Annotated in this window: 24 protein-coding genes and 1 pseudogene; 6 read left to right on the top strand and 19 right to left on the bottom strand. The window is 71.7% G+C overall.

Annotated elements, in window-relative coordinates; translation table 11 throughout:
• Positions 1-3: 3 nt before the first annotated feature.
• The 8 genes from mtrA to H0S67_RS06210 all read right to left on the bottom strand — a co-directional run bounded on the left by mtrA (position 4) and on the right by H0S67_RS06210 (position 7,509).
• Positions 4-717, bottom strand: a complete 714-nt coding sequence (gene mtrA / locus H0S67_RS06245; protein ID WP_180935871.1) for an MtrAB system response regulator MtrA — start codon at positions 715-717, stop codon at positions 4-6.
• 126 nt (positions 718-843) lie between these two features.
• On the bottom strand, positions 844-2,274 hold the full coding sequence (gene ahcY, locus H0S67_RS06240; RefSeq protein ID WP_180935870.1) for an adenosylhomocysteinase: 1,431 nt from the start codon (positions 2,272-2,274) through the stop codon (positions 844-846).
• 113 nt (positions 2,275-2,387) lie between these two features.
• Positions 2,388-3,380 carry a cation diffusion facilitator family transporter gene (locus tag H0S67_RS06235; protein ID WP_180935869.1) on the bottom strand — a complete coding sequence of 331 codons (993 nt, stop codon included), beginning with the start codon at positions 3,378-3,380 and terminating at the stop codon, positions 2,388-2,390.
• 18 nt (positions 3,381-3,398) lie between these two features.
• Positions 3,399-4,481, bottom strand: coding sequence for an acyltransferase family protein (locus H0S67_RS06230; RefSeq protein ID WP_180935868.1), 1,083 nt, complete (start codon positions 4,479-4,481; stop codon positions 3,399-3,401).
• Positions 4,482-4,521: 40 nt separating this feature from the next.
• Positions 4,522-5,553, bottom strand: a complete 1,032-nt coding sequence (locus tag H0S67_RS06225) for an SIS domain-containing protein (RefSeq protein WP_180935867.1) — start codon at positions 5,551-5,553, stop codon at positions 4,522-4,524.
• 17 nt (positions 5,554-5,570) lie between these two features.
• Entirely contained in the window at positions 5,571-5,735 is a 165-nt protein-coding gene (locus H0S67_RS06220; RefSeq protein WP_180935866.1) for a Trm112 family protein, read from the bottom strand.
• Positions 5,732-7,111 (bottom strand): phosphomannomutase/phosphoglucomutase, encoded by a 1,380-nt coding sequence (locus H0S67_RS06215; protein ID WP_180935865.1) that lies wholly within the window; start codon positions 7,109-7,111, stop codon positions 5,732-5,734. The genes H0S67_RS06220 and H0S67_RS06215 overlap by 4 nt, the downstream gene beginning before the upstream one ends.
• Before the next feature lie 35 nt (positions 7,112-7,146).
• Positions 7,147-7,509, bottom strand: coding sequence for a DUF3499 domain-containing protein (locus H0S67_RS06210; RefSeq protein WP_180935864.1), 363 nt, complete (start codon positions 7,507-7,509; stop codon positions 7,147-7,149).
• 49 nt (positions 7,510-7,558) lie between these two features.
• Here H0S67_RS06210 and H0S67_RS06205 point away from each other — a divergent pair, with 49 nt between their 5' ends.
• Positions 7,559-8,011 carry a metallopeptidase family protein gene (locus tag H0S67_RS06205; protein WP_246355180.1) on the top strand — a complete coding sequence of 151 codons (453 nt, stop codon included), beginning with the start codon at positions 7,559-7,561 and terminating at the stop codon, positions 8,009-8,011.
• Between the two features lie 4 nt (positions 8,012-8,015).
• Here H0S67_RS06205 and H0S67_RS23210 read toward each other — a convergent pair whose 3' ends face one another.
• Positions 8,016-9,407, bottom strand: a complete 1,392-nt coding sequence (locus H0S67_RS23210) for a DUF5719 family protein (protein ID WP_219635521.1) — start codon at positions 9,405-9,407, stop codon at positions 8,016-8,018.
• A complete protein-coding gene (locus H0S67_RS23205) occupies positions 9,404-9,646 on the bottom strand; it encodes a hypothetical protein (protein WP_219635519.1) in 243 nt (80 codons plus the stop codon). Before H0S67_RS23205 ends, H0S67_RS23210 begins: the two co-directional genes overlap by 4 nt.
• Before the next feature lie 167 nt (positions 9,647-9,813).
• Between H0S67_RS23205 and H0S67_RS23200 the strand changes: the two genes are divergently transcribed.
• On the top strand, positions 9,814-11,007 hold the full coding sequence (locus H0S67_RS23200) for a hypothetical protein (RefSeq protein WP_219635518.1): 1,194 nt from the start codon (positions 9,814-9,816) through the stop codon (positions 11,005-11,007).
• 663 nt (positions 11,008-11,670) lie between these two features.
• Here H0S67_RS23200 and H0S67_RS27850 read toward each other — a convergent pair.
• Both H0S67_RS27850 and H0S67_RS06195 read right to left on the bottom strand, forming a co-directional pair.
• Positions 11,671-12,213 (bottom strand): annotated as a pseudogene (locus H0S67_RS27850) (glycosyltransferase family 2 protein); the annotation flags it as partial.
• A gap of 175 nt (positions 12,214-12,388) precedes the next feature.
• The gene (locus H0S67_RS06195) at positions 12,389-12,583 is read right to left on the bottom strand and encodes a WhiB family transcriptional regulator (RefSeq protein WP_180935862.1); all 195 of its coding nucleotides are present in this window, start codon (positions 12,581-12,583) and stop codon (positions 12,389-12,391) included.
• A 298-nt stretch (positions 12,584-12,881) separates the two neighbouring features.
• Between H0S67_RS06195 and cofD the strand changes: the two genes are divergently transcribed.
• The 3 genes from cofD to H0S67_RS06180 are packed head-to-tail and all read left to right on the top strand — an operon-like array spanning position 12,882 to position 15,720.
• On the top strand, positions 12,882-13,895 hold the full coding sequence (gene cofD, locus H0S67_RS06190; protein ID WP_180935861.1) for a 2-phospho-L-lactate transferase: 1,014 nt from the start codon (positions 12,882-12,884) through the stop codon (positions 13,893-13,895).
• The gene (locus H0S67_RS06185; protein WP_180935860.1) at positions 13,892-14,905 is read left to right on the top strand and encodes a coenzyme F420-0:L-glutamate ligase; all 1,014 of its coding nucleotides are present in this window, start codon (positions 13,892-13,894) and stop codon (positions 14,903-14,905) included. Before cofD ends, H0S67_RS06185 begins: the two co-directional genes overlap by 4 nt.
• A gap of 56 nt (positions 14,906-14,961) precedes the next feature.
• Positions 14,962-15,720, top strand: coding sequence for a DUF3105 domain-containing protein (locus H0S67_RS06180; protein WP_180935859.1), 759 nt, complete (start codon positions 14,962-14,964; stop codon positions 15,718-15,720).
• Positions 15,721-15,745: 25 nt separating this feature from the next.
• Here the strand turns inward: H0S67_RS06180 and H0S67_RS06175 are convergent, their stop codons facing one another.
• Entirely contained in the window at positions 15,746-16,834 is a 1,089-nt protein-coding gene (locus tag H0S67_RS06175; protein ID WP_180935858.1) for a mannose-1-phosphate guanylyltransferase, read from the bottom strand.
• Between the two features lie 34 nt (positions 16,835-16,868).
• Between H0S67_RS06175 and H0S67_RS06170 the strand changes: the two genes are divergently transcribed.
• On the top strand, positions 16,869-17,582 hold the full coding sequence (locus H0S67_RS06170; RefSeq protein WP_180935857.1) for a TIGR03089 family protein: 714 nt from the start codon (positions 16,869-16,871) through the stop codon (positions 17,580-17,582).
• On the opposite strand, the gene H0S67_RS06165 is transcribed toward H0S67_RS06170, so the two are convergent.
• From H0S67_RS06165 to H0S67_RS24605, 6 genes are all read right to left on the bottom strand, one after another.
• A complete protein-coding gene (locus H0S67_RS06165; protein WP_180935856.1) occupies positions 17,564-18,025 on the bottom strand; it encodes an FG-GAP repeat domain-containing protein in 462 nt (153 codons plus the stop codon). The genes H0S67_RS06170 and H0S67_RS06165 overlap by 19 nt on opposite strands.
• A 67-nt stretch (positions 18,026-18,092) precedes the next feature.
• Positions 18,093-20,423 carry an FG-GAP-like repeat-containing protein gene (locus H0S67_RS06160; protein ID WP_180935855.1) on the bottom strand — a complete coding sequence of 777 codons (2,331 nt, stop codon included), beginning with the start codon at positions 20,421-20,423 and terminating at the stop codon, positions 18,093-18,095.
• Between the two features lie 245 nt (positions 20,424-20,668).
• Complete coding sequence (locus tag H0S67_RS06155; protein WP_219635516.1) at positions 20,669-21,463, bottom strand: ABC transporter ATP-binding protein; 795 nt, start codon at positions 21,461-21,463, stop codon at positions 20,669-20,671.
• The gene (locus H0S67_RS06150) at positions 21,460-22,353 is read right to left on the bottom strand and encodes an ABC transporter permease (RefSeq protein WP_180935854.1); all 894 of its coding nucleotides are present in this window, start codon (positions 22,351-22,353) and stop codon (positions 21,460-21,462) included. The genes H0S67_RS06155 and H0S67_RS06150 overlap by 4 nt, the downstream gene beginning before the upstream one ends.
• Positions 22,350-24,368 (bottom strand): glycosyltransferase, encoded by a 2,019-nt coding sequence (locus H0S67_RS06145; protein WP_180935853.1) that lies wholly within the window; start codon positions 24,366-24,368, stop codon positions 22,350-22,352. The genes H0S67_RS06150 and H0S67_RS06145 overlap by 4 nt, the downstream gene beginning before the upstream one ends.
• A complete protein-coding gene (locus tag H0S67_RS24605) occupies positions 24,365-25,036 on the bottom strand; it encodes a UDP-galactopyranose mutase (RefSeq protein WP_246355335.1) in 672 nt (223 codons plus the stop codon). Before H0S67_RS24605 ends, H0S67_RS06145 begins: the two co-directional genes overlap by 4 nt.
• Between the last annotated feature and the right edge of the window lie 131 nt (positions 25,037-25,167).

The following is a 25,167-nucleotide window of genomic DNA, read 5'->3' as shown; positions in this document are numbered from 1 at the left end:
GGCTCAGGCGTTTCCGGCCTTGTACCCCACGCCACGCACGGTCACGACGATCTCGGGGTTCTCCGGGTCGTGCTCGACCTTCGACCTCAGGCGCTGCACGTGCACGTTGACCAGCCGGGTGTCGGCCGCGTGCCGGTAGCCCCAGACCTGCTCCAGGAGGACCTCGCGGGTGAACACCTGCCACGGCTTGCGCGCGAGGCAGACCAGCAGGTCGAACTCGAGCGGGGTCAGGCTGATCGGGGCCCCGCCGCGGGTGACCGAGTGACCGGCGACGTCGATGGACAGGTCGCCGATGCTCAGCGACTCCTGGGCCGGCGGGTCGTAACGACGCACCCGGGCCCGGATGCGGGCCACGAGCTCCTTCGGCTTGAACGGCTTGACGACGTAGTCGTCGGCCCCGGACTCCAGCCCCACCACCACGTCGACGGTGTCGCCCTTGGCGGTCAGCATCACGATCGGCACCCCGGACTCGGCGCGGATCTCCTTGCACACGTCGATGCCGTCCTTGCCCGGCAGCATCAGGTCCAGCAGCACCAGATCGGGCTTGTAGTCGCGGAACTCGTCCATGGCGTGGTCGCCACGGGTGCACATCCGGCTGTCGAAGCCCTCCTGGCGCAGCACGATCGTGAGCATCTCCGCGAGGGAGGCGTCGTCGTCCACGACCAGGATCCGCCCCTTCCAGGCGTTGTCCGGCGTCGTGCCAGCGAGCTGGGTCATGTCCCAATCTTGCCAGCCGCACGGGGGCGAACCCCGCAAACCCCCGAACACGACACAACAAGGCCGCCCGGGGGTCTCCTCGGGCGGCCTCGTCGAGCTCCCGGAGCGTGCTCCGGGAGGGGTGGATCAGTAGCGGTACTCGTCGGACTTGTAGGGCCCGGCCACGTCGACGCCGAGGTACGAGGCCTGGTCGTCGGTGAGCGTCGTGAGCTTCACACCGAGCGAGTCGAGGTGGAGGCGGGCGACCTCCTCGTCGAGGTGCTTGGGCAGCACGTAGACGCCGACGGGGTACTCCTCCGGCTTGGTGAAGAGCTCCACCTGCGCCAGCACCTGGTTGGTGAAGGAGTTCGACATGACGAACGACGGGTGGCCGGTGGCGTTGCCGAGGTTCATCAGGCGGCCCTCGGACAGCACGATGATCGAGGTGCCGGTCGGGAAGGTCCAGACGTCGACCTGCGGCTTGACGGTCTTGCGGACCACGCCCTCGTAGGTCTCGAGGCCGGCCATGTCGATCTCGTTGTCGAAGTGACCGATGTTGCCGAGGATCGCCTGGTGCTTCATCCGGGACATCTGGTCGACGGTGACGACGTCCTTGTTGCCCGTGGCGGTGATGATGATGTCCGCCACGCCGAGCACGTCGTCGAGGGTGGCGACCTGGTAGCCGTCCATGGCGGCCTGCAGCGCGCAGATCGGGTCGATCTCGGTGACGATGACGCGAGCACCCTGGCCGCGCAGCGACTCCGCGCAGCCCTTGCCGACGTCGCCGTACCCGCAGACGACCGCGACCTTGCCGCCGATCAGGACGTCGGTGGCGCGGTTGATGCCGTCGATGAGCGAGTGGCGGCAGCCGTACTTGTTGTCGAACTTCGACTTGGTGACCGAGTCGTTGACGTTGATGGCGGGGAAGAGGAGCGACCCCTCCTTCATCATGTCGTAGAGCCGGTGGACACCGGTGGTGGTCTCCTCGGTCACGCCCTTGATCTCGTTGGCGATCTTGGTCCAGCGCTCGCCGCTCTCGGCGAGCGAGGCCTGAAGGACCTCGAAGACGATCCGCTGCTCGTGGCTCTTCGCGGAGGCCGGGTCGGGCGCCTTGCCGGTCTTCTCGGCCTCGACGCCGAGGTGGACGAGCATGGTCGCGTCACCGCCGTCGTCGAGGATCATGTTGGCGAACTGGCCGGCGGGCCACTGCAGGATCTGCTGGGTGCACCACCAGTACTCCTCCAGGCTCTCGCCCTTCCAGGCGAAGACCGGGACGCCGGCGGGCGCCTCGGGGGTGCCGTTCGGACCGACCGCAACGGCCGCGGCCGCGTGGTCCTGGGTGGAGAAGATGTTGCAGGACGCCCAGCGCACCTCGGCACCGAGCGCGACGAGCGTCTCGATGAGGACGGCGGTCTGGATCGTCATGTGCAGCGAGCCGGCGATGCGGGCACCGGCCAGCGGCTTGGAGTCGCCGTAACGGGCGCGCATGGCCATCAGGCCCGGCATCTCGTGCTCGGCGAGCTGGATCTCGGTGCGGCCGTAGTCGGCCAGGCTGAGGTCGGCGACCTTGTAGTCCATCAATTGCCCCCTGCTCTGAGGTCTCGTGGCTGTGGTTCGAGATTAGAACGAGCCGTCGCCGGACGCAGAATCCTCGACGACTCCGGCAGGGGGCCGGTCCGGTCCGGCTGCGGTCAGTGGGCGGCGGGGGCGGGTGGCTCGGGTCGCTCGGCGGGCACGTAGTCGCTGCGGTAGATGTCCGGCTCGAGGTAGATCACCTGGGCGGTCGGCTCGGCCGCCCGTACCGCCCGCTCGGCCCGGTCGATCGCGTCGGCCACCTGCTCGGAGGTGGCCCCGGTCGCCACCCCGATCTTGGCCGCGACCAGCAGCTCCTCCGGCCCCAGGTGCAGGGTCTTCATGTGGATGATCCGCTCGACGCCGGCGGTGCCCTCGAGGGCGTCCGCGATGCGGCGCTGGGCCGGGACGCTGGCCGACTCCCCCAGCAGCAGGCTCTTGGTCTCGAGACCGAGGACGACGGCGACGCAGACCAGCAGCAGGCCGATCAGCGCCGTGCCGACGACGTCGAAGTAGAGGTTCTCCGTGACCAGGGACAGCACGACGGCGATGAACGCGAACGCGAGGCCGATCAGCGCGGCGAAGTCCTCGAGCAGGATCACCGGCAGCTCGGGCTGCTTGGCCCGGCGGATGAACTGCGGGAACGTCGCGCTCCCCTTGATCTTGCTCGTCTCGAGGATGGCGGTGCGGAACGACAGGCCCTCCAGCACGATCGCGACCGCCAGGACGAGCGGCGGCACCCACCACCAGCGACTGTCGAGGATCGAGTCGGCCGGGTGGCCGTGGGCAGCGTGGATCTCGTGGTACTTGTGGTAGGCCTCGTAGAGCGCGAACAGCCCACCCACGCTGAAGAGCACGATCGAGACGATGAACGAGTAGATGTAGCGCTCGCGCCCGTAGCCGAACGGGTGCTCCGGGGTGGCGTCCTTCTGGGCCTTCTTGCCCCCGAGGAGCAGCAGCACCTGGTTGCCGGAGTCGGCCACGGAGTGGATCGCCTCCGCCAGCATCGAGCTGACCCCGGTCAGGAAGAACGCGACGAACTTCGTCACCGCGATCCCCAGATTGGCCGCCAGCGCCGCCACGACGGCCTTGGTCCCACCCTCTGCAGACATGCGCGGAAGGTTATCTGGTCAGCAGGCGTCGCCGAGCGCCACGACCTCCGGAGCGCGACCGGCGACGACCTCGGCGCTCACCGCAGTGAGGCCGACGGCGTGGCGGACCCGGTGCTCGGCGGAGCCGAAGGGGTCGACGACGAGGTCGAGCCGTCGGGCCAACGGGCTCCACGCGAGCAGCAGCGCCAGTCCGACCGCGGCGAGGGTTGTCACCACCAGGGCGAGCCCGGCGTGGTTCGCGGTCCACTCCTGGTAGCCCAGGTAGGTCGCCGACAGGATGAAGAACCCGTGGGACAGGTAGACGCCGAGGGTCCAGGTGCCCATCCGGCTGAACCAGCCACTGACGCGCGGCACCACCGCGAGGAAGGCCAGCGCGGTCACCCCACCCACGACCAGCAGCGCGCTGCGGGTGAGGAAGGCGCGGGTGTCGGAGACGTCGAGCTCGCCGTACGTCGAGCGGTAGTAGAGCCACTCGGTGTTGGCCCAGGTGTCGGTCCAGACACTGAGCACGAAGACCGCGACCAGCACGGCCCCGCCGGCGATCCGGGCCGGCCGGCGACGGAGCAGCTCGAGGCGCTCGGGCGTGGCCTTCAGGCCCAGCACGAAGAACGGCAGCAGCCCGAGCACCCGGGCGAGGTCGAGGGTGTCGCCCGCCCTCATCCCGGCGGCCAGGCTGATCACGACCGCCACCACGACACCGCCGGGCATCGGCCTGAAGACCGGCGTCAGCAGCCGCCACAGGAACAGCGCGGCGAGGTACCACATCGGCCAGTGCGGGTCGGCGAAGAGGCCGTCGAGCGCCTCGCCACCGACGTAGATGCGGAAGAGCGCGAGGAGCAGCTCGAAGACCAGGTAGGGCACGAGGACGCCCTTGAACAGCCCCCACAGGCGCGAGCGGGTCCAGGTGAAGGACCGCGACAGGTAGCCGGTGACGAAGACGAACGCCGGCACGTGCCAGGCGTAGAGGAAGTCGTACAGGTGGTCGTCCAGCGTGTTGTACGGCAGCAGCGTCCACGCGTGACCCACCACGACCAGGGTCACCAACGCCATCTTGGCGTTGTCGAACCACGGGTCACGGAGCGAGGCGGGCCGGCTGGGCATCCGCTCAACCTAGCGAGCGGCGCCCACGCTCAGCACATCGTCAGTCGTCCACCAGGCCGAGCCGGAGGTACTCCGCGGCATAGGTCCCGCTGAGCAGCAGCGAGGCGTAGCGGGCCACCTCGGTGGCCGCCTCCGTGGTCACCGTCTCCACCCGTACGCCGCGATCCGCGGCGGCTGCCTGCAGCCGGCCGCGCAGCTCGCGCACGACCGGGTCCTCGGCCCCGTCGTCGAGCACCAGCAGCATCGGACGCAGCTCCCCGCCCCCGTCGGCCACCGGGTCGTCGAAGACGTCGCGGGCCCGGGTCGCCTCGATCACCGGCAGCAGGTGCTCGGCGTCACCGGCGAGCGCGGTGCGCCCGCTGGCGCGGCGGATCGACTCGGCGACCCGGCGGGCGGCCCGCGCCGCCAGCACGGAGCCTCCCCAGACCAGCGGCGTCGAGTCGGCGAGGGCGATCGCCAGCATCTTGGCCGGGTTGACGGCGAGATCGCGGTGCGGCGAGCAGGCGATCGCCACGGAGTCCAGGGCCTCGGCGACCACCTCGGCGTCCGCCCGCGGACCCAGGCCGACCCGGTCGAGGTACTCCAGCATCACCACGGCCGTGGCGAGCTGGTCGCGGGTGACGGTCGGCAGCAGGGTCACCCACCGGCCGACGGCGTGGTCGGCGACCAGCGAGCCCGGCGGGCACGCGACGACGACCTGGCACCCCCGGCGGACGGCCTCGGCGACCGCGGAGGCGGTGCCGGGGTCGGCGCCGTCCGGCGCGAGCACGACCACCAGGTCCAGGCTCCCGGCCCACCCGGGCAGCATCGTGCCGGGCCAGGCCACGAACGGCACCGGGCACCACGGCTCGAGCACCGCACGCAGCAGCCGCGAGTCCGGGCCGGCGGCGATCACCGCGCGCGGCCGCGCCTGGTCCTGGCTGCGGGCGACTGCCTCGGCCGCAGCGGCCGAGGCGTCGATCGACTCCCGGCGCACCCGGGCGCCGGCCTCGGCCAACGGCCTCAGCACGGCGTCCTGCGCCGCCAACACCGACTCGTCGTCAAGACGGGACTCGTCGAACCAGGTGGACATCGCCGCCTCCAGGGGGCTCAGGCCGGCTTACGGGCCTCGTCGACGAGCAGCACGGGGATGTCGTCGCGCACCGGGTAGGCCAGGCCGCAGCCGGTGCACACGAGCTCCTCCCCCGTCGGCTCGAGCGAGGCACGGCACTGGGGGCAGACGATGATGGCCAGCAGGGCGGGGTCGATGTTCACGGGCGTTCTCTCCTGATGATCGCGAGGACGGCGTCGCGGACCTCCACCATGGTGGAGGCGTCGCGACCTTCTGCGTTGAGCCGGAGCAGGGGTTCGGTGTTGGACGGGCGGACGTTGAACCACCAGTCGTCGTGGGAGACGGTCAGCCCGTCCAGGCGGTCCAGGGTGACCCCGTCCCGGCCGCCGTAGGTCGCCTCGATCTCGGCCACGACGGCCGCCGGGTCGCTCACCGTCGAGTTGATCTCGCCGCTGACGACGTAGCGCTCGTGGTCGGCGAGCAGCTCCGACAGCGTCCGGTCGGACTCGGCGAGCGCGGCGAGGGCGTGGAGGGCGGCGAGCATCCCCGAGTCGGCGCGCCAGAAGTCGCGGAAGTAGAAGTGGCCGCTGTGCTCGCCGCCGAAGATGGCGTCGGTCTCGGCCATCGTGGCCTTGATGAAGGAGTGCCCCACCCGGGTGCGGACCGGAGTCCCGCCGAGCTCGGTCACGGTCTCGGGGACCGCGCGGCTGGTGATCAGGTTGTGGATCACCGTCGCGCCCGGCTCCTTGGCCAGCTCCCGCGAGGCGATCAGCGCGGTGAGCGTGGACGGGGAGACGGCCTCGCCGCGCTCGTCGACGAGGAAGCACCGGTCCGCGTCCCCGTCGAAGGCCAGGCCGATGTCCGCACCCTCGGCGACGACCCGCTTCTGCAGGTCGACCAGGGTGTCGGGGTCGATCGGGTTGGCCTCGTGGTTGGGGAAGGTGCCGTCCAGCTCGAAGTACATCGGCACGACCTCGATGCGGTCCCCGCCCAGGCGGCCGAACACCGCCGGCGCGGTGTGCCCGGCCATGCCGTTGCCCGCGTCGACGACCACCTTGAGCCGGCGGCCGGTGACCGGCGACAGGGCGAGCAGGTGCGCGGCGTACGCCTCGAGGACGTCGTGATTGCTGATCGTGCCCTGGCGAGCCGCCACGGCCCGACCGCCGGCGGCGACCGCGTCGCGGATCTCGGCCAGGCCGGTCTCCATGCCGACCGGAGTCGCACCGGCGCGGCACATCTTGATGCCGTTGTACTGCGCCGGGTTGTGGCTGGCGGTGAACATCACACCCGGGTGCCCGAGGTGGCCGGACGCGAAGTAGAGCTGGTCGGTCGAGGCCAGGCCGATGAGGATGACGTCGGCCCCGGCCTCGGTGGCTCCGTCGGCGAACGCACCCGCCATGCCCGGCGAGCTCGGCCGCATGTCGTGGCCGATGACGACGGTGTCGGCGCCGAGGACCTGCACGAACGCACGGCCGGTGGCACGCGCCAGCTCCTCGTCGATCTGGTCGGGCACCACACCGCGCACGTCGTAGGCCTTGAAGACGGCAGCGAGGTTGGTGGGATCCAGCGTTCCGGGCATGGCCGGAGCCTAACGGTCTCCCGGGGCCAGCCGTGTCAGTCGGTGCTCAGCATGCGCAGGTGCCCGCGTCGTCCGCGCTCACGACCGGTCTCCTCAGCCGGGCTGGGCCGCATCGGCTGCGGCGCCGGCCGGGCCGCCTCGCGCACGGCGTCGGCGAGCGCGAGGAGGTCGTCGCTGGAGGGCCCCTGGGCCGCCGGGTCCGGGGCGAGGCGCAGGACCTCCCAGCCCCGCGGTGCCGAGAGCCGCTCGCTGTGCACGTCGCACAGGTCGTAGGCGTGCGGCTCGGCGTACGTCGCGAGGGGTCCGAGGACCGCCGTCTGGTCGGCGTAGACGTAGGTCAGCGTGTTGACCGCGGTGCGGCCACAGGCGGTACGCGAACAGCGGCGGACAGGACTCACGGCGCAGACGCTACCTGCCGTCAGGTCGCGCCCCCATTAGGCTCGCGGCGTGGAAGACGCCAGCTCTCGCACCACCGCCGTACGCCGGCGACGGGACCGTCGCGGACGCGGCATGCGGGGCCCCGCCGTGGTGCCCCGCGACCCCGGTCGCCCGGAGCTGCGGACCGCCCGGGAGCGCTTCGACGACCTCGCCCTGAGCATCGTGACGGAGATCGACGAACGCTGGCAGGACCGCCTCGGGCTGGTGGAGTACGCCGTCGAGGACGCACCGCAGATCCCCGACGACTGGGACTCGGGGACGGTGCCGCTCTCGTCCCTGGTGCGCGGCACCGGCGGTGACCCGACCCGCCTCGTGCTGTTCCGGCGCCCGATCGAGCACCGCTGCGAGACACGCACCGACCTCGAGGCGATGGTGCTCACCGTCGTCGTCGAGCAGGTCGCAGAGCTGCTCGGCATCGAGGCCGAGCAGGTCGACCCCCGCTACGAGGGCGACGCGGACTGAGGCACTAGGAGAGTCCTGGACGGACGTCCGGGACCAGGCCGCTCATCAGCGACTCCGTCAGCGGCACCACGGCGGCTCCGGCACCCGAGACGATCACGGCCCCGCTGACGCTGGTGCCCTCGGGCACCACCGTGACCAGCGTCGCCCGCGGGGGCACGGGCACGACCGTGCCGCGCCCGGGCCGCAGGTCGGCACGGGTGTGGGCCAGCTCCTCGCCGGTGGCCGAGCGCGCCACCACGGTGGCAGCCCCGACGGCCTGGGCGCCCGCGAGGAGGACCTTCTTGGCGCCCGCCGGGACGATCACCGACGCTCCGGATCGGATCTGCGGGCCTGCCACGGCGTGCGACAGGTCCCCGCCGGCGAAGGTGCGCAGGGTCGCGGTCAGCGGCTGCTCGGAGGTGACCTCCACCCCGACCACGCCCTTGTCGATGGCGGACTGGAGCGCCGCCGAGAGCGCGAGCCGGGCCACGCCCTGGGGCGGCACCCGCACCTCGCCGATGCCCTCGGGCGCGAAGACCGAGTCCTCGCTGACGAAGCGCACGGTGGCCCGCACCTCGCTGTCGGCGTCGTTGGCCAGCGTGAGCAGCCGTCCGCCGGGCCCGGCTCCGAGGCCGAGCAGGAAGTTGTCGGTCGACGGCGCCTGCTGGGCCGGCAGCCAGTCCTGGCTGGCCTGGCCGCGGCCGAGCTCGTCGGAACTGTCCAGCACCGTGGCGGCCAGCCGGCCGCGGGAGGTGACCACGTGGAGCGCCAGCTCGCCGCGGCGGGGCGAGACCTGGCCCAGGTCGAGCCGGATGCTGCTGTGGCCGGGCACGGACACCCCGCGCAGGCGCGGGACGTCGATCTGTCCGGTGCCGGCCGAGACGGTGATGTCGGCAACTGCCGGACCGGCGTCGGGGTTGACCAGCTCGAGGACGGAGTCGTGGCGCGCTCCCGCGCCGACTCCGGTGAACCATTGGTCGGGCGAGGGTGCCGGGCAGGCCACGGCCGCCAGCTGGCTCGCGCCGCCGGAGCGGGCTCCGACCAGGCCGGGGGCCAGCTCGTCCTGACCGGTGACCACGAACGGCCCGGTGCCCGGACGGACGGTGGTCACCGTCCCCTCGGAGAGCGAGGCCTTCGTCGACGTCGACCCCGCGGTCACGTCGACCTTGCCCTTGGCTCCCTTGCTCGTCGTCGAGAGGTAGCCCGCCGGCGATGCCGGCATCGCGGAGGGGCACACGATCGAGGCGCTGGTCAGGGTGGTCCGGGTCGGCGGGCTGCTGAGGTCCGGGGAGTCCCCCGGTCGCACCAGCAGCAGCGACCCGATGGTCAGCAGGGGCAGCACCACCGCGAGCACGGTGGTGGTGTCGAGGCGGACGCGGCGCCTCACGGAGCGGCGTCCGGACGTCGGGTGGCTCACCGGCGACGCCTCCGTTCACTGGTAGGCACGCAGAGGACGGCCACGACCACGATCGCCACGGCCTGGAGGACGAGGAGGCCGATCCGCAGCCACGAGCGCGGGCCGTCGACAGCCGTCGGGTCGGGTTGCCGGGCGACCTTCCAGGCCCGGGTGGAGCGGTCCTCGGCACTGGCCTGCACCAGGCCGCCCGTGGCGTCGAGGGCCGAGGCCACGTTGCCGTCGGCCGGCGAGGGCAGCACGACGTACTCGATGCCCCGGCTGGCCAGCAGGTCGACGACCTCCGGGTGGGTCGTGAGGCCAGGGCCCGCACCGCCCGCGTGAAGCCGGGGTCCTCGGCCGAGAGGTCGATGATCTCGTCCTCGCCGAGGGTCACCCCGTCGCCGCGCCGGACCGTGTAGGTGAGGCCGTGGTCGACGTCGCCGCGGACCACCAGGATCCCGTGGGCGTCACCGGTCATGGAGCTCTGCACCATGTAGGCCGGGATGCCCTCGCCGGCGGTCTCGTCGAGCCGGTCGTGGCCGCCGACCACGAACCAGCCGAGACCCACCAGCGGCACCACGCCCGCGACGACGACCAGCACCGCCCCGATCCCGCGCCGCCACAGGGGGGCGGAGTCCGTGGAGTTCTCGACGACGGCCTGTGCTCCGAGCGAGGCCGCCACGACGAACGTGCCCTGCAGGACCACCACCAGGGAGCCGAGCGCGGCGTGGGTGGAGGTCGTGGCCAGGTCGAGGGTGATGGTGCCGACGACGGCGGCGGTCACCGCCGCGACCGCGGCGACGATCCAGCAGACGATCACCGGCACCCGGGTCGAGCGCGGGATCAGCGCGAGCACGGCGAGCACCGCGAGGACGATGCCGAGCCAGGCGGGGGCACCCAGGTCGCCCACCCGCCCGGTGACCAGGTCGAGGGCGTCGACCATCGCGACCGGGAGCCGACCGGCCTCGAGCAGCATGGCCTCACCGGCCCCGTGCTGGAGGGCGGGCAGCCACCACGGCAGAAGCAGGACGGGCACCGCGCCCAGCGCGGTCGCCGGCGGCCCCCAGGCGGAGCGGTCGCGCACGGCGCCGCGGACGACGACGGCGGCCGCGGCCGTGACGACCAGGCCGAGCAGGAGGGCGAAGAACCACAGGCCCGGCGCGAAGGCAGATCCGAGCGCCAGCAGCAGCGCGCAGCGCCAGGCGGCGCGCCAGCGGCGGTCCGCCTCGGGGTCGGCGAAGCCCAGCGCGGCGTGGGCCAGCCACGGCAGCAGGGCGGCGACGACGACGGTGCCGAAGCGCCCGTCACCCCACGCGCCGCTCACGACCGGCACGAGCGCGTAGGTGGCGGCCCCCCACAGCAGCAGCCAGCGCGGTGCGCCCACCGGCGAGGCGAGCCGGCCGACCACGCGCAGGAAGCGCCAGGCACCCCACAGGCCGAGCGGCACGACGAGGACGAAGATCGCGGTCACCACGGCCGACGGGCTGCCCCCGAACAGCGTGGCGAGGGCGGCGAAGGGCAGGACGTACGCCGGGGCCGGGACCGCCGTGCCCTGGCCGAGCGGATGCCACGACTCGGTCCACAGGCGCCACCAGTCGCCTGCAGCCTGCGGCACGGGTGAGAGCCCGCCGCCGGCGAGGGAGCCGAACGCCGACCGGGCGCCCACCAGGGCGAGCAGCACGAACAGCGCGACCGACAGGGCCACCGGGCTGGTGAGGAAGCGGGCCACTACGCCGGTGTCCTCGCCCAGCATGTCCTCGTCGTCGTGGGCGGGCCGGCGAGCGGCCGCGGCCGCGGGCTGCGCCTCGGCCTTGGCCGCGCGGCGGCGTTCCGCGACGTCCTGGGCCTGGTTGGTCGCCGCGGCCAGCAGGTCGCCGACGAAGTCCAGGCCGTGCCGGTAGGGCAGCCAGGTCGGGGCGAGCAGGGGGCGGACGTCGGCAGGAGCCACGACCTGGCGGCCCTGCCGGGAGCGCCGGGCCGCGAGGATCTCGCGGGGGCTGGAGTACAGCGACACCAGGGCGGCGAGCTCGTCGAGCGCCTCGCCGACGGAGCGGACCAGCAGGAAGCCGATCATCCGCAGGATGGTGCCGAACCCGAGCCGCACGAGCTGGAACGGCAGCGCGCGGGTGCGGGAGTTGGCCAGCAGCGTGTAGAGGGCGGCGCGGCGCTCCTGGTAGTGCGTGTGCCGCCCGGTCAGCGGGGTGCGCCGTACCCCTCGGTGCGCCGCCTCCGCGTGGAAGACCACGGCCTGCGGGACGATGAGGGTCCGGTGGCCGGCGGTCGCGGCGCGCCAGCCGAAGTCGATGTCGTTGCCGAAGATGGGCAGCTGCTGGTCGAAACCGCCGAGCTTCTCCAGCACCCGACGGCGGACCAGCATCCCGGCGGTGTTGACCGCCAGCACGGTGCGGACCTGGTCGTGCTGCCCCTGGTCGTACTCACCACGCTCGAGTCCGGTCTCGCGCCGGCCGGTGCCGGAGATGGTGACGCCCAGCTCGAGCAGCCGCTTCAGCGAGGGCCACTCGCGCAGCTTGGGGCCGAGCACGTCGGCCTCGGGGTCCGCCTCGGCCGCTGCCAGCAGCGCGGCCAGGGCGTCGGGCTCGGGGTTGGCGTCGTCGTGGAGGATCCACACCCACTCGCAGTCGGTGCCGGACGTGGCCAGCCGATCGAGCCCCAGCGCCACCGCGGCGGGGAAGGAGGTGGACCCGGGCGAGCGGAGCACCTCGTCGAACGCCTCTTCGAGCAGGGCGGCGCTGCCGTCCTTGCTGCCGGTGTCGATCGCGACCACGCGATCGACGGGAGAGACCTGACTCTGGAGTCCGGAGATCACCGACGGGAGCCAGCGCTCTCCATCGTGGCTGACCAGCAGCGCGGCGACCGTCGTATGCACGACCAAGAACCCTAACGGGCCGGTCCCCGACCTCCGACCGGGCGGGTCGGACCCCCGCCCTCGCGTGTGTGCCCCGTCACCGGGGCACACAACTACGCGACGGGGTTCGCCCGACTCAGACTGCGCGCTTCTTCAGCTTGCGGCGCTCTCGTTCGGAGAGACCGCCCCAGATGCCGAAGCGCTCGTCGTTCATCAGTGCGGACTCGAGACACTCGTCCCGCACCTCACACGTCAGGCAGACCTTCTTGGCCTCCCTGGTTGATCCTCCCTTTTCGGGGAAGAACGCCTCGGGGTCCGTCTGTGCGCACAACGCACGGTCCTGCCACCCGCTTCTTCGGCGTCCCCGTCGAGGAGAAAGAGTTCTCTCACGGCACTCGCCCTTTCGACCCGGTACTGCCTTGTCCCACTGGCCCCCCGCACCCCCGATCCCCTATCGGAAGAAACCGGATTCTTCTACGAAGAACACTGTGGGAATTACATGCCTGTCGTACACCACAAGTCAAGCGCGGATCTGCTATAGAGCAGAACCACCCGGATGTGCTCCGCAGGAACCACCCGAACGGGCTATTGCGTGGGGGACGTACCCCTCGTGGGGAAAGATAGGCACCATGCGCAACATCACGGTCCTCTCCGGGGGCATGGGCGGAGCCCGCTTCCTGCAGGGGCTCCTCCACGGCATCGGTTCCGGCACCCTCCCGGGGGTCTCCCCCGACGCCTGGGTCACGGTGGTCGCGAACACCGCCGACGACCTCTGGGTGCACGGCCTCAAGGTCTGCCCCGACCTCGACACGGTGATGTACACCCTCGGCGACGGCATCGACCCCGAGCGCGGCTGGGGTCGTCGCGACGAGACCTGGAGCGTGCGCACCGAGCTCGCGGAGTACGGCGTCGAGCCGACCTGGTTCGGCCTCGGCGACCGGGACGTCGCGACCCACCTGGTCCGGACCCAGATGCTCGACGCCGGCTACCCGCTCTCGCAGGTGACCGAGGCACTGTGCCGTCGCTGGCTCGACCCGGTCTGGGGTGCCGGCGTCCGCCTCCTCCCCATGACCGACGACCGGGTCGAGACCCACGTGGCCATCGCCGACCCCGACTCCCCCAGCGGCCGTCGGGTCGTGCACTTCCAGGAGTACTGGGTCCGCCTCCGGGCCCAGGTGCCGGCGGAGACGGTCGTCGTCGTGGGCCTCGAGGAGTCCACGCCAGGCCCCGGCGTCATCGACGCCATCACCGACGCCGACCTCGTGGTGCTGCCGCCGTCGAACCCTGTGGTCTCCGTCGGCACGATCCTCGGCGTGCCGCGCGTCCGCGAGGCCGTCGCCGCGACACGGGCCCCGGTCGTGGGCCTCTCCCCCATCGTCGGCGGGACCCACGTGCGCGGGATGGCCGAGCAGATGCTGACCTCGATCGGGGTCGAGGTGAGCGCGGCCGGCGTCGGACTCCACTACGGCGCCCGCAGCGACGGCGGCGTCCTCGACGGGTGGCTGGTCGACGAGCGCGACGCCGACCAGGTGCCGCGGCTCACCGGGGCCGGGCTCGCCTGCCGCGCCGTCCCGCTGATGATGACCGACCCCGACGCCACGGCCGCGATGGCCGCCGCGGCCGTGCAGCTCGTGGCCGGATGACCACCGACCCGGTCGCTCCCGCGACGGCAGCGCCGCCCGAGGGCGCCATCAACGTCCTGGCCCCCTCCGGGGTGCCCGAGGTGCGCGCCGGTGACGACCTCGCGGCCCTGCTGCTGCCCCTGGTCGAGCTGGAGGACGGCGACGTCGTGGTGGTGACCAGCAAGGTGGTCAGCAAGGCCGAGGGGCGGGTCCGCCCCGGCACCCGGGAGGAGGCCCTCCCCGGCGAGACCGTCCGCGTGGTCGCGCGGCGCGGACCGACCGCGATCGTGCGCACTCGGCACGGGCTGACCATGGCGGCCGCCGGCATCGACGCCTCCAACGTCGAGAGCGGCACGGTGGTGCTGCTGCCGGAGGACCCCGACGCGTCCGCGCGCGCGCTGCGCTCCGACATCCGTCGGCGCACCGGCCGCAACGTGGCCGTGGTCGTCACCGACACCGCGGGCCGGGCGTGGCGCGAGGGCCAGACCGACATCGCGGTCGGCGCCGCGGGCCTGCTGGTCCTCGAGGAGTTCGCCGGGCGCGTGGACGCTCACGGCAACCCCCTGGCGGTGACCGCCCCCGCGGTCGCCGACGAGATCGCCGGCATGAGCGAGCTGGCGCAGGGCAAGCTCGGCGGCCGTCCCTTCGCCGTCGTCCGCGGGCGTGCCGACCTGGTGCTGCCGCCCGGCGAGGACGGTCCCGGCGCCGTCGCGCTGGTCCGTGCCGAGGGCGCCGACATGTTCGGCTACGGCGCCCGCGAGGCGGTGGTCCGCGCCCTCGCCGGGGACCCGGACGACCGCGCGCCGTTCGGGACAGCCGCCCCGGCGGCCGAGCTGGTGGCCGCGCTGCACACGGTGCTCGGCCCGGGCGCCTCGGTCACCGATGACGCCGGCGAGCTCGTCGTCGGCACCGATCCGACCACGTTCACGGTGGTCGCTGCTGTCGCCTTCGCCCACGGCTGGCGGGCAGTGACCGCCCCCGACGGTCCCGAAACCTCCGGTCGCGTCGGATTGCGACCGGTCAGTCCGTAGACTCTGCCGTCGACCGACGTCCAACCAGCACACGCACCGAACGAGGAACCCGACCCGTGGCCAAGAAGCCCGCCAAGTCCGACCGCCAAGCGGTCATCGACGAGATCCGCAAGAAGCAGAAGGGCAGCGAGCGCAATCGCGGCCTGGCCATCGTCGGGGTCTGCGCCCTCATCGCCGTGCTGATCGTCGGAGCCGCAGCGTTCAAGCCGATCAAGGACTGGTGGGACGCCCGCCAGTACAACGGCAAGGACCTCGCCTCGATCGGCGCCCCGGCCTCGGTCTGCGGCAAGGTGACGACCCAGCCCGCGACCGGCAACCAGCAGCACGTCCCCACCGGCACCCCGGTCGACTACTCGACCGCCCCGCCGGCGTTCGGCAAGCACTGGAACGAGGCGGGCGTGGCTCCCGCCCCGATGTCGCGCAAGTTCTACGCCCCCGAGGACCGGCCGCCGCTCGAGGCGCTCGTGCACAACCTCGAGCACGGCTACACGATCCTCTGGTACGACAGCACCATCGCCAACGACAGCGGCGCGGTGACCCAGATGCACGCCATCGCCGACAAGCTCTCCAGCACCACCAACTTCCGCGACAAGTTCATCGCCGCGCCCTGGACGTCGAAGGACGAGGGCGGCAAGAAGTTCCCCTCCGGCCAGCACGTGGCGTTCACGCACTGGTCGGCCGGCGGCACGGGCGGCACGGACCCGAAGAAGCAGGTCGGCGTGTTCCAGTACTGCACGGACGTCTCCGGAGCGGCCCTGAACAGCTTCATGCTGAAGTACCCCTACACCGACTCCCCCGAGCCCAGCGCGATGTGAGCTCCGGCCGGGCCGGCCAGCACCGTCAGGTGAGGTCGGCCCGGTCGGACTCCTTCAGCGCGGCCACGACCTGCTTGACCTCCTGGGCGCGCGCCCGTGTGGTCACCAGCAGCGCGTCAGGCGTGTCGACGACGACCACGTCGTCGAGCCCGACCACCGCCACGACCCGGCCCGACCGCGGCACCACGAGGCCGCTGGCGTCGACGGTCCTCACCAGCGCGCTGTCGCCGAGCACCGTCGTCCCGTCCCCTGTGCGGTCCAGCAGGGCGGCCAGGGAGTCGAAGTCGCCGATGTCGTCCCACCCGAACGACACGGGTACGACGACCACGCGGCCCGCCTCCGCGGCCGGCTCGGCGATGGCGTGGTCGAGCGCGATGCGCGGGAGCGTCGGCCAGAGCTCCTCGAGCCGCTCGGGCTCGGCGGCGATGCTGCGCAGCGCGGCGGCGAACTCCGGTTGCCACGTCGCGAGCAGGTCCAGCAGCACTCCCGGCCGGACCACGAACATGCCCGCGTTCCACCGGTACGAGCCGTCGGCCAGGTAGCCCGCAGCCACCTCCGCGGAGGGCTTCTCCACGAACGCACGCACGGCCCGGACCCCCGGGGACCCCGGCAGGTCGTCGCCCATCGCGATGTACCCGAAGGCCGGGGAGGCGAAGGTCGGCTCGATGCCGAGCGTGACCAGCCAGCCGTCCCGGGCGGCCTCGACCGCGACCCGCACCGCCGCACCGAAGGCCTCGGGGTCGGTGATCACGTGGTCGGCCGCGAACGAGCCCATCACGGCGTCCGGGTCCTCGCGCTCGAGCAGGGCGGCGGCGAGGCCGATGGCGGCCATGGAGTCGCGGGGCGAGGGCTCGGCCATCACCGCGTCCGGCCCGAGGGCGGGCAGCTGCTCGGCGACGGCGCTGCGGTGCACCCGCCCGGTCACGACCAGGAACCGCTCCTCGGCGAGCGGCGCGAGCCGCGCCCAGGTCTCCTGCAGCAGCGACATGCCGCTGCCGGTCAGGTCGTGCAGGAACTTGGGGGCGTGGGAGCGCGAGAGCGGCCAGAGCCGGGTGCCGGCACCTCCCGCGGGGATCACGGCCCAGAAGTTGTCGATGGTCCCGTTGGCTGGCATGGGCGCAGCATAGGTGGCCTCCTAGGGTGGTCCGGTGACCACCTTCACCGACCTGCTCACCGGCCTCCTCCGCGCAGACCCGGGACGTCCGCTCGTCACGTGGTACGACCACGCGAGCGGGGAACGCGTCGAGCTGTCCGTGACGACGTACGCGAACTGGGTGGCCAAGGCAGCCTCGCTGCTCAGCGAGGAGCACGACCTCGAGCGCGGCCAGCGGTTGCACGTCGACCTGCCCACGCACTGGCTGGGACCGGTGTTCCTCGGGGCGGCCTGGACCGTGGGGCTCGTGGTCTCCGGCGACGACCCCGACGCGGTGGTGTGCGGTCCGGACGGCCTTGCGACGTGGGGCGGACGGGCCACGGAGCTGCCGGTGCTCGCCTGCTCGCTGCTGCCGATGGGGGTCCGGTTCGCCGACCCGCTCCCCGCGGGCGTCCACGACGTCGGGATCGAGGTCTGGTCCCAGCCGGACGCCTTCACCGCCTGGGACCCGCCCGGTCCCGACGACCTCGCCCTGCCCGGCGTCACCCACGCCGAGCTGTGGCGAACGGCCGCCGCCGGGAGTCTCCTCACCGACGGCGGCCGTCTCCTCACGGAGGCGAACCCGGCTTCCCCACCGGGGATCGCCTCCTTTGCGGAGCCGCTCGCACGCGGCGGCTCCGTAGTCCTGGTGTCCCACGCCGACCCGGGACGTCTCGACGCGACGTACGACGCCGAGCGCGCCACGGCCCGTCAGCCGGCCAGGTCGTAGGCCTCCATCCCCTCACCGAGGAACCGGCGCTGGCCGAAGCCGGTCGGCGTCCCCGGGATGAGCCAGAGGTAGCCGTTGCTCTTCGCCCGCACGATCAGGTCCGGGTGGCCGCTGCCGGTCTCGTCGCTGATCCCGACGACCCAGTCGTAGGGCGAGAGGTCCAGCTTCAACGGCGTCGGGCTGGTCAGCCCGCCCGGTCCGTTGCCCGGGAAGAGCGTGAGCTGGTTGCCCTGGCGGAACATGCTGTCCGGCGCGCCGTCACCGTCCCAGCGTCCGACCGCGACCTGGGTCCCGGCGTCGATCGGGGCATGGGCCACGTAGCTGGGCTTCAGCCCGTTCAACCCGTTGCCCGGGTAGATCCGGACGGAGCCGCCCGCCGGCTGTCCCATCAGGTCGGGCCAGCCGTCGCCGGTCATGTCGCCCACGGCGGCCAGCAGCTTCACGTCGCCGAAGCCGGTGCGATCGGGACCGCGGCCCCGAAGTGACCCTTGCCGTCGCCGGGCCGCAGGTTCAGCGCGCCGGTGCTCTTGTTGCGCACGATGATGTCTCCGTCACCGTCGCGGTCCCAGTCCCGGCGTTGAACACCAGGTCCGCGGCCGAGAGGTTGATCCCGGTCGGGATCGGGCTCCCGGTCTCGAAGGTGCCCGCGTTCGGCAGTACCTGGAGCCGTCCGCCGACGGTGGCGACGAGGTCCGGCGCGTTGTTGCCGGCCACGTTGGCCGCGGTCACGGCGGTGGCGGCCGTGACCCGCGTGACCTGGCCCACGGGGTGTCCGTAGGTCCCACCGGCCAGACCGGGCCGGATCACCCCGGGAGCGCCCTTCTCGGTCGCGAACAGGTCGGGTCGGCCGTCGCCGGTGAAGTCGCCGTAGCCGGTGATCGAGGAGTAGCGGCCCCACGCGCCGGGCAGCTGCACCGGCTTGCCGAGCGCGCGGGTCCCCGTGCCCGGCACCCGCCACAGGTGCCCGGAGGCGTCGCGGGCGACGAGGTCGTTGTTGCCGTCGCCGTTGACGTCGCCCGCCCCGGCCAGCAGCGTGTACGCGCCCCAGCCGTTCGAGATCGCGATCCGGCTGAAGCCGCCGGTCCCGGTGCCACGCAGGAGCTCCAGGCGCCCGTCGGACTCGCGGCGGGCGACCAGGTCGTTGCGGCCGTCGCCGTTCAGGTCGCCGACGGCCGTGACCAGGTCACGTCCCGCCAGCGCGCTCGTCTCCTTGACTGCGCTGCCGAAGCCGCCGGCCCCGTTGCCGGGGTAGACGCGGGAGGTGCCGTCGGCGCCCCGGACGACGAGGTCCGCCTTGTTGTCGCCGGTGAGGTCCGGGGAGGCGACCACGAGGTCGGCGTCCGGGACGGACACGTCGACCGGGTCCTGGAAGCCGGTAAGGCCACCGGTCGGGATGACGAAGCCCTGCCCGTCGCTGGCGCGGCGCACGATCAGGTCGGGGTTGGGCGTCGAGGCCAGGTCGGACTCGAGCTCACGACCCGCCCACCCGCGCTGCGCGGCCGCGGCCAGGGTCCTGATCTGCGGGATCTTGGCGTAGAGGTAGCGGCCCGGGCACGCGGTCGAGGCGGCGTCGCGGTGGCCGTTGATGGCCTGGAAGTACCGGGAGCCGACCCACTGCTTGGTCGAGGACGCGTCGACGCCGTGCAGGGACAGCTTCCACGCGAAGAGCGCGCCGTAGGCCTGCACCATGGCGTCGGAGGGCTGGTGGATGTCGTAGTTGCCGATGGCCGACATCGCGAAGGCGTAGTCGTTGTAGTTGAGCGTGTGCGCACCGACCACCGGACGGTCGATGCCTCCGTAGCGGCCCTCCCAGATCCGGCCGAACCGGTCGACGAGGTAGTTGTAGCCGATGTCGCTCCAGCCGCGGGACTGCGTGTGGTACGCGTAGATGCTCCGGATGATGCCCGGCACCTCGGCCCGCGTGTAGTCGTTGGCGTTCACCGTGTGGTGCACGAAGCCGGCGTGCACGACGCCGTAGTGCAGGGAGCTGGGGTCTCGCATCTTCTCGTCTGCGCCCCACTGGGCGCGGGAGTAGATCACCGGCTTGGGCGTGTAGACGGCGGCCTGGAGGTCCATCGCGCCGGCGGTCCCGTCGGCCGGGGCCGCGGCCGCCTGGGCCGGGGTCTCCGGCTCGGTGGAGCCGTCCATGGTGCCGGTGTCGAACGCCGGCGACTCCTTGGCGGTGGCCGTGGCCCGGCCCGGGTCGACGACCGCCATCTTCATGTCGGCGGGCACGCCTCCGCGGTCGGTGAGCGCGCGCACCTGGACCTGGTCGACGTCGCCGACGAGCAGCGCGTCGGTGCCGGGGCGGGCGTGGCGGGCCTCGGCGGTGCCCGGGTCGGGCCCGTGCTCGGCGTCGTAGGCGAGCTTCATCCAGTCCGACCAGGTGTCGCCGGTACGGGTGCGGACCTGGAAGTGGATCTGGTCCTCGGGAACCTGGACGCCGTGCTCCCAGGTCACGCCCACGGCGCCGTAGCCGACGACGGCCTCGGGCCGGCTGGTCAGCTCGGTGCTGCCCGGCTCGGCACCGACGCGGGTGCGGGCCTGGAGGTCCGCGGTGCTGACGCGGGCGCCGGGCGGGGCGGTCAGGGAGTACTCCGTGACCTTGGGGTCGACCGTCTGGGTCGGCACGACGGACTGGCGGGCCGAGGCCCGGGTGTACGCCGAGAACGCAGCGGTCGCGGTGGTCCCGCGGCCGCCGGAGCCCGGAGCACCGGACGGCGCCTCGCGCACCACGTCGAGGCTGACGACGCTGGCGGCGGGGGTCAGGGCGGCGAGCACCACGGCCAGGGCCAGGATCTGCTGGCAGGCGGTGATGAATCGGGTCTTGCTCGGGGGCATCGGCGGCAACTTTCGTGCGGGGGAAGAATCACACGTTGCGCAACTTTCACATGAGTCACACCGGCCCCGGAAGAGAATCCGAGTAACTACAACGTTGTAATTTCCACTCGACACGCCGCGAAATCCGAGATTTGTCAAGTCGAGGATGCCTCACCCGCCCGTTCCGTGCGCGCCGACACGCGGAAACGCCCGCGAACCGCTCGTGCGGCTCGCGGGCGTCTGCCTGGTCCAGACCTCGGGTCGGGTCAGATGTCGGCGCCGAGGTCGTCGTCCATGTCCTCGGTGTCGTCCTCGTCCGGCTCGTTCTCGGTGTTGTCGTCGTCGTACTTCAGGTAGCGGATGCCCTCGTCGACGTCGCCGTCGAAGCCGACCCGCCCCTTCTCCAGCACGATCACCCGGTCGCACATCTTGCGCACCGAGCCCGCCGCGTGGCTGACGTAGAGGAGGGTGCGGCCGCTGGTGCGGATCTCCTCCATCTTCTCCATGCACTTGCGCTTGAAGGGCCGGTCCCCCACCGCGAGCACCTCGTCGGCGAGGAAGATGTCGGAGTCGACGTGGATGGCGACCGAGAACCCCAGTCGCGCGAACATGCCCGAGGAGTAGTTGCCGACCGGGGCGTCGAGGTGCCGGCCGATGTCGGCGAAGTCGACGATCTCGTCGAACTTGCGCCGCGTCTCCGCCTCGCTCATGCCGAGGATCGCGGCGTTGAGGTAGACGTTCTCCCGCCCGGTCAGCTGTGGGTGGAAGCCCGCCCCGGTGGCGATCAGGCCGGCGATCCGGCCCCGGGTCAGCACGGTGCCGCCGTCGGGCCGCATGATCCCGTTGATCAGCTTGAGCATGGTGCTCTTGCCCGAGCCGTTGAGCCCCATCAGGCCGATCGACTCGCCCTGCTCGATGGTGAAGGAGACGTCGTCGAGGGCCTTGAAGTCGTCGCTGACGTCGTGACCCTTCACCATGGCCACGGTCATCTGCTTGAAGGTGCGGTGGTAGCGGAGGGTGAACGTCTTGCTGACGTTCTCCGCCACGATCGACGCGGTCACTGGAGACGCTCCGGGATGCGGTTCTGCAGGCGGGTGAAGACCATCTGGCCGATCAGCAGCAGCACGAAGCACGCAACGACGGCGAGGGCGCCGAGCTGGAACAGGTTCGGCGGCAGGTTGGTCCTCGCCATCTCCGCCGGGTGCTGGGTCGTCCCGATCCAGAAGGCCCGCTGCATGAGCAGGACGGCGTCCGCGATCGGGTTGGACAGGTACGCCGTCGTGTGGCCACCGAAGCGCTCGTCGACCAGGCTGTAGGGGTAGATCATCGGCACGCCGAAGCGCACGAAGTGGGTCAGGATGCCCACCGCGCTGCCGAAGTCGCGGAAGAACACGTTGGCCGCGGCGAACAGCAGCGCCAGGGCGGTGCCGAGCAGCATGATGATGCCCAGCGCCAGCAGCACTGCGAGAACGCCGCCGGGGTCCGGCATCCAGCCGTAGAACAGGCAGGCGATCACCAGGATCACCAGCTGCGGGCCGACGTGGTAGAGCGACACCAGCATCGACGCGACCGGGAACATCTCCCGTGGCATCGCCATCTTCTTCACCAGCGCCTTGTTGCGCACGATGGATCTCGTGCCGGCCGCGAAGGTCTCGGTGAAGAAGTGCACCACGATGAGACCGGCGAAGATGTGGACCGCGAAGTTCTCGACGTTCTTGTGCAGGTTGAGGATGTACCCCATCACGAACCAGTAGAGGAAGAACTGGCTCAGCGGGTTGATGTAGGACCACATCAACCCCAGGAAGGAGCCCTGGTAGCGGGCACTGATCTCCCGTCGGACCAGCAGCTTCAGCAGGTAGCGCCTGCGGAAGACCTCCAGCAGTCCCTGGTTCGCCGACGGAGGTGTCAGCTCGCCCGGGGCGACGTGGACCGCGCTCACGGTCTCGCTCATCGACCGTCCTCCGCGACCCCACCCGTGTCGCCGCCCGTCCAGGGGCGGAAGGTCTCGTCCCAGGCCTCGGGCGAGGTGATCTCGGCCAGCTTGGCGCGGTACTCCTCCGCCAGCCGCGGCCACTCGCGGCGGAACCGCTCGTGGATCTCGATCGTCTTGCGCGTGAGCTCGCGGAACTTCTCCGGGTCGCGCTGGTAGAGCGCGGCCGAGGCGCCGTCGTTCATGGAGACGACCGCTGAGTCGTAGCGCGCGAGGCGGTACCACTTGGCGTCCATCGCCTTGATCTCCGCCTCCGGGTACTCCCGGGACAGCTCACGGGCGGCCTTGAGCTGCCTGAGCGGCGCGAGCCCGGCGGTCACCAGGGTGGCGAACCGGCCCGGGATCTCGGAACCGTCCCGACCCTTGCGCGGCGGCTTGCGGCGGCGCACCGGCGCGAACGCGTCGGGGTCGGCCTCGAGGCGGGCGTCGGTGAACTGCTTGCGCTGCGCGTTGACCTCCGCGAGCTTCGTCGGCAGGTCGCGGTGGAGCTGCTCCGGACCGGCCAGCACGTCCTCGAGCGCCTGGTGCCGGATCTCGACGGTGGAGTACTGCATCGAGACCAGGTGCTTGATCTGGTGGTTCAGGCTCTCCCGGATCATCCGTCCGCCCTTGGGGTACGGCGAGTGCAGCAGCGCCGCGACGAAGCGGTTGCGCTGGTGGAAGTAGGCCTGCCAGTCCAGCGCGTCGTTCTTGTCGGTCCACGGGATGTGCCAGACCGCGGCGCCCGGGAAGGTCACCGTCGGGTAGCCGGCCTCCTTGGCGCGCAGGCCGAACTCCGAGTCGTCCCACTTCAGGAACAACGGCAGCGACAGGCCGATCTCGGCGAGGACCTCGCGCGGGATCAGGCACATGAACCAGCCGTTGAAGTCGACGTCGATGCGCTGGTGCAGCCAGCGGGCGGACCGCAGGTTGCGGGCGGAGAAGTCCCAGTCGTTGAACACTCCGGGCGCGGACTGCCACCAGAAGCGCCACGGCTGGACGATCTCGCCGAAGCTGTGCAGGCGCGAGCGCGCGTACAGGCTGAACATGTGGCCGCCGACGATGAGCTTGCGTCGGGCCAGGTCACCGAAGGTGATCGCACGGATCACGCCCTCGGGCTCGCAGACGACGTCGTCGTCCATCATCATCGCGTAGGTCGCGGTGCCCTTGCGGACCGACTCGAGCTGGCCGCGGGCGTAGCCGCCCGAGCCGCCGAGGTTGCCCTGCTCGATCATCCGCAGGGTCGAGCCGAGCAGGCCCTCCGCCTTGGCGAAGTCGGGCGAGTCGACGACCTTCTGGGTGCCCTGCTCCATGACGAGGACGGTGTCGAGGTAGGGCCGCAGCACCTCGTCCTCGCCGAGCTGGCTGAGCAGCTTGGCGCAGAAGTCGGGCCGGTTCATGGTGGTGATCGCGATGTCGACGGTGCCGTGCTGCACCCGGTCCTCGGGGACCTCGGCGCTCCACTCGGCGGACTCGACCAGGACGTCCTCGTCACCGGCGGTGACGTCGTACCAGTACCAGCCGCCGTCGACGAACGGCTTGAGCGAGAGGTCGAACACGAACGTGCCGTCGACCGACTGGCCGGTCGTGGCACCGTCGACGCGCTGCGAGCGTCCGTTGGCCATCGACTTGTAGACGGTGAGCGCGGCGCCGCGGCCCACCAGCTTCACCGTGAGGGTGATCTCGGACACGATGGTCCAGCGCCGCCAGTAGCTGGCGGGGAACGCGTTGAAGTACGTGCCGAACGAGAGCCGCTCCCCCGCCGGGACCCGCATGCAGGTGCGCGACTCGATCTGGTCGGGGTGGATCCTGGTGCCGCTGGAGATGTTCTGCCGCATGGAGGCGGCGTTCATCTCCCGCGCGTTGCGGTTGGTGCCGATCTCGTACTTGTCGGCGTCCAGGACCGCCGGGTCGGGGTCGACGTAGAGCGCGAGGACGTCGTCGTCGCGGTCGAGGGGCAGGATCTGCCGCTGCAGCAGCCGTCGTTCGGTGGTCATTCGTCGATGCCTCCGCTGTGGAGGGCCGCACCCTCGGTGAAGTGCGGCCTCAGCTTGTTGTCGAACATGGACAGGGCCGACCCGATGGCCATGTGCATGTCGAGGTACTTGTAGGTCCCGAGGCGGCCGCCGAACAGCACCATCGGCTCCTTCTTCGCGAGCTCGCGGTACTTCAGGAGCTTCTCCCGGTCCTCGGCGGTGTTGATCGGGTAGTAGGGCTCGTCGTCGTCCTCGGCGAAGCGCGAGTACTCGTGGACGATCACCGTCTTGCCCGTGATGTAGGTGCGCTCCGGGTGGAAGTGCTTGAACTCGTGGATCCGCGTCCAGGGCACGTCCTGGTCGTTGTAGTTCATCACCGCGCAGCCCTGGAAGTCGTCCACGTGCTTGACCTCGGCCTCGAGGTCGACGGTACGCCACGAGAGCCGACCCTCACAGTTCCCGAAGTACTCGTCGACCGGACCGGTGTAGACGATCGGCACCTTGCCCTTGAACTCCTGCGCGACGTCGAAGAAGTCCATCTCGAGGCGGACCTCGATGTTCGGGTGGTCGGCCATCTTGGTCAGCCAGGCGGTGTAGCCGTCGACCGGGAGGCCTTCGTACTTGTCGTTGAACCACCGGTTGTCGAAGTTGTAGCGGACCGGGAGGCGCGTGATGATGTCGGCGCTCAGCTTGGTGGGGTCGGTCTGCCACTGCTTGGCGGTGTAGCCCTTGATGAACGCCTCGTAGAGCGGGCGGCCGATCAGGGAGATCGCCTTCTCCTCGAAGTTCGACGCCTCCGCGGTGTCGAACTCGGCGGCCT

It is taken from the genome of Nocardioides ungokensis, from assembly GCF_013466985.1.
GTDB classification, from domain to species: Bacteria; Actinomycetota; Actinomycetes; order Propionibacteriales; family Nocardioidaceae; genus Nocardioides; species Nocardioides ungokensis.
This window is presented reverse-complemented; position numbering and strand designations above follow the sequence as displayed.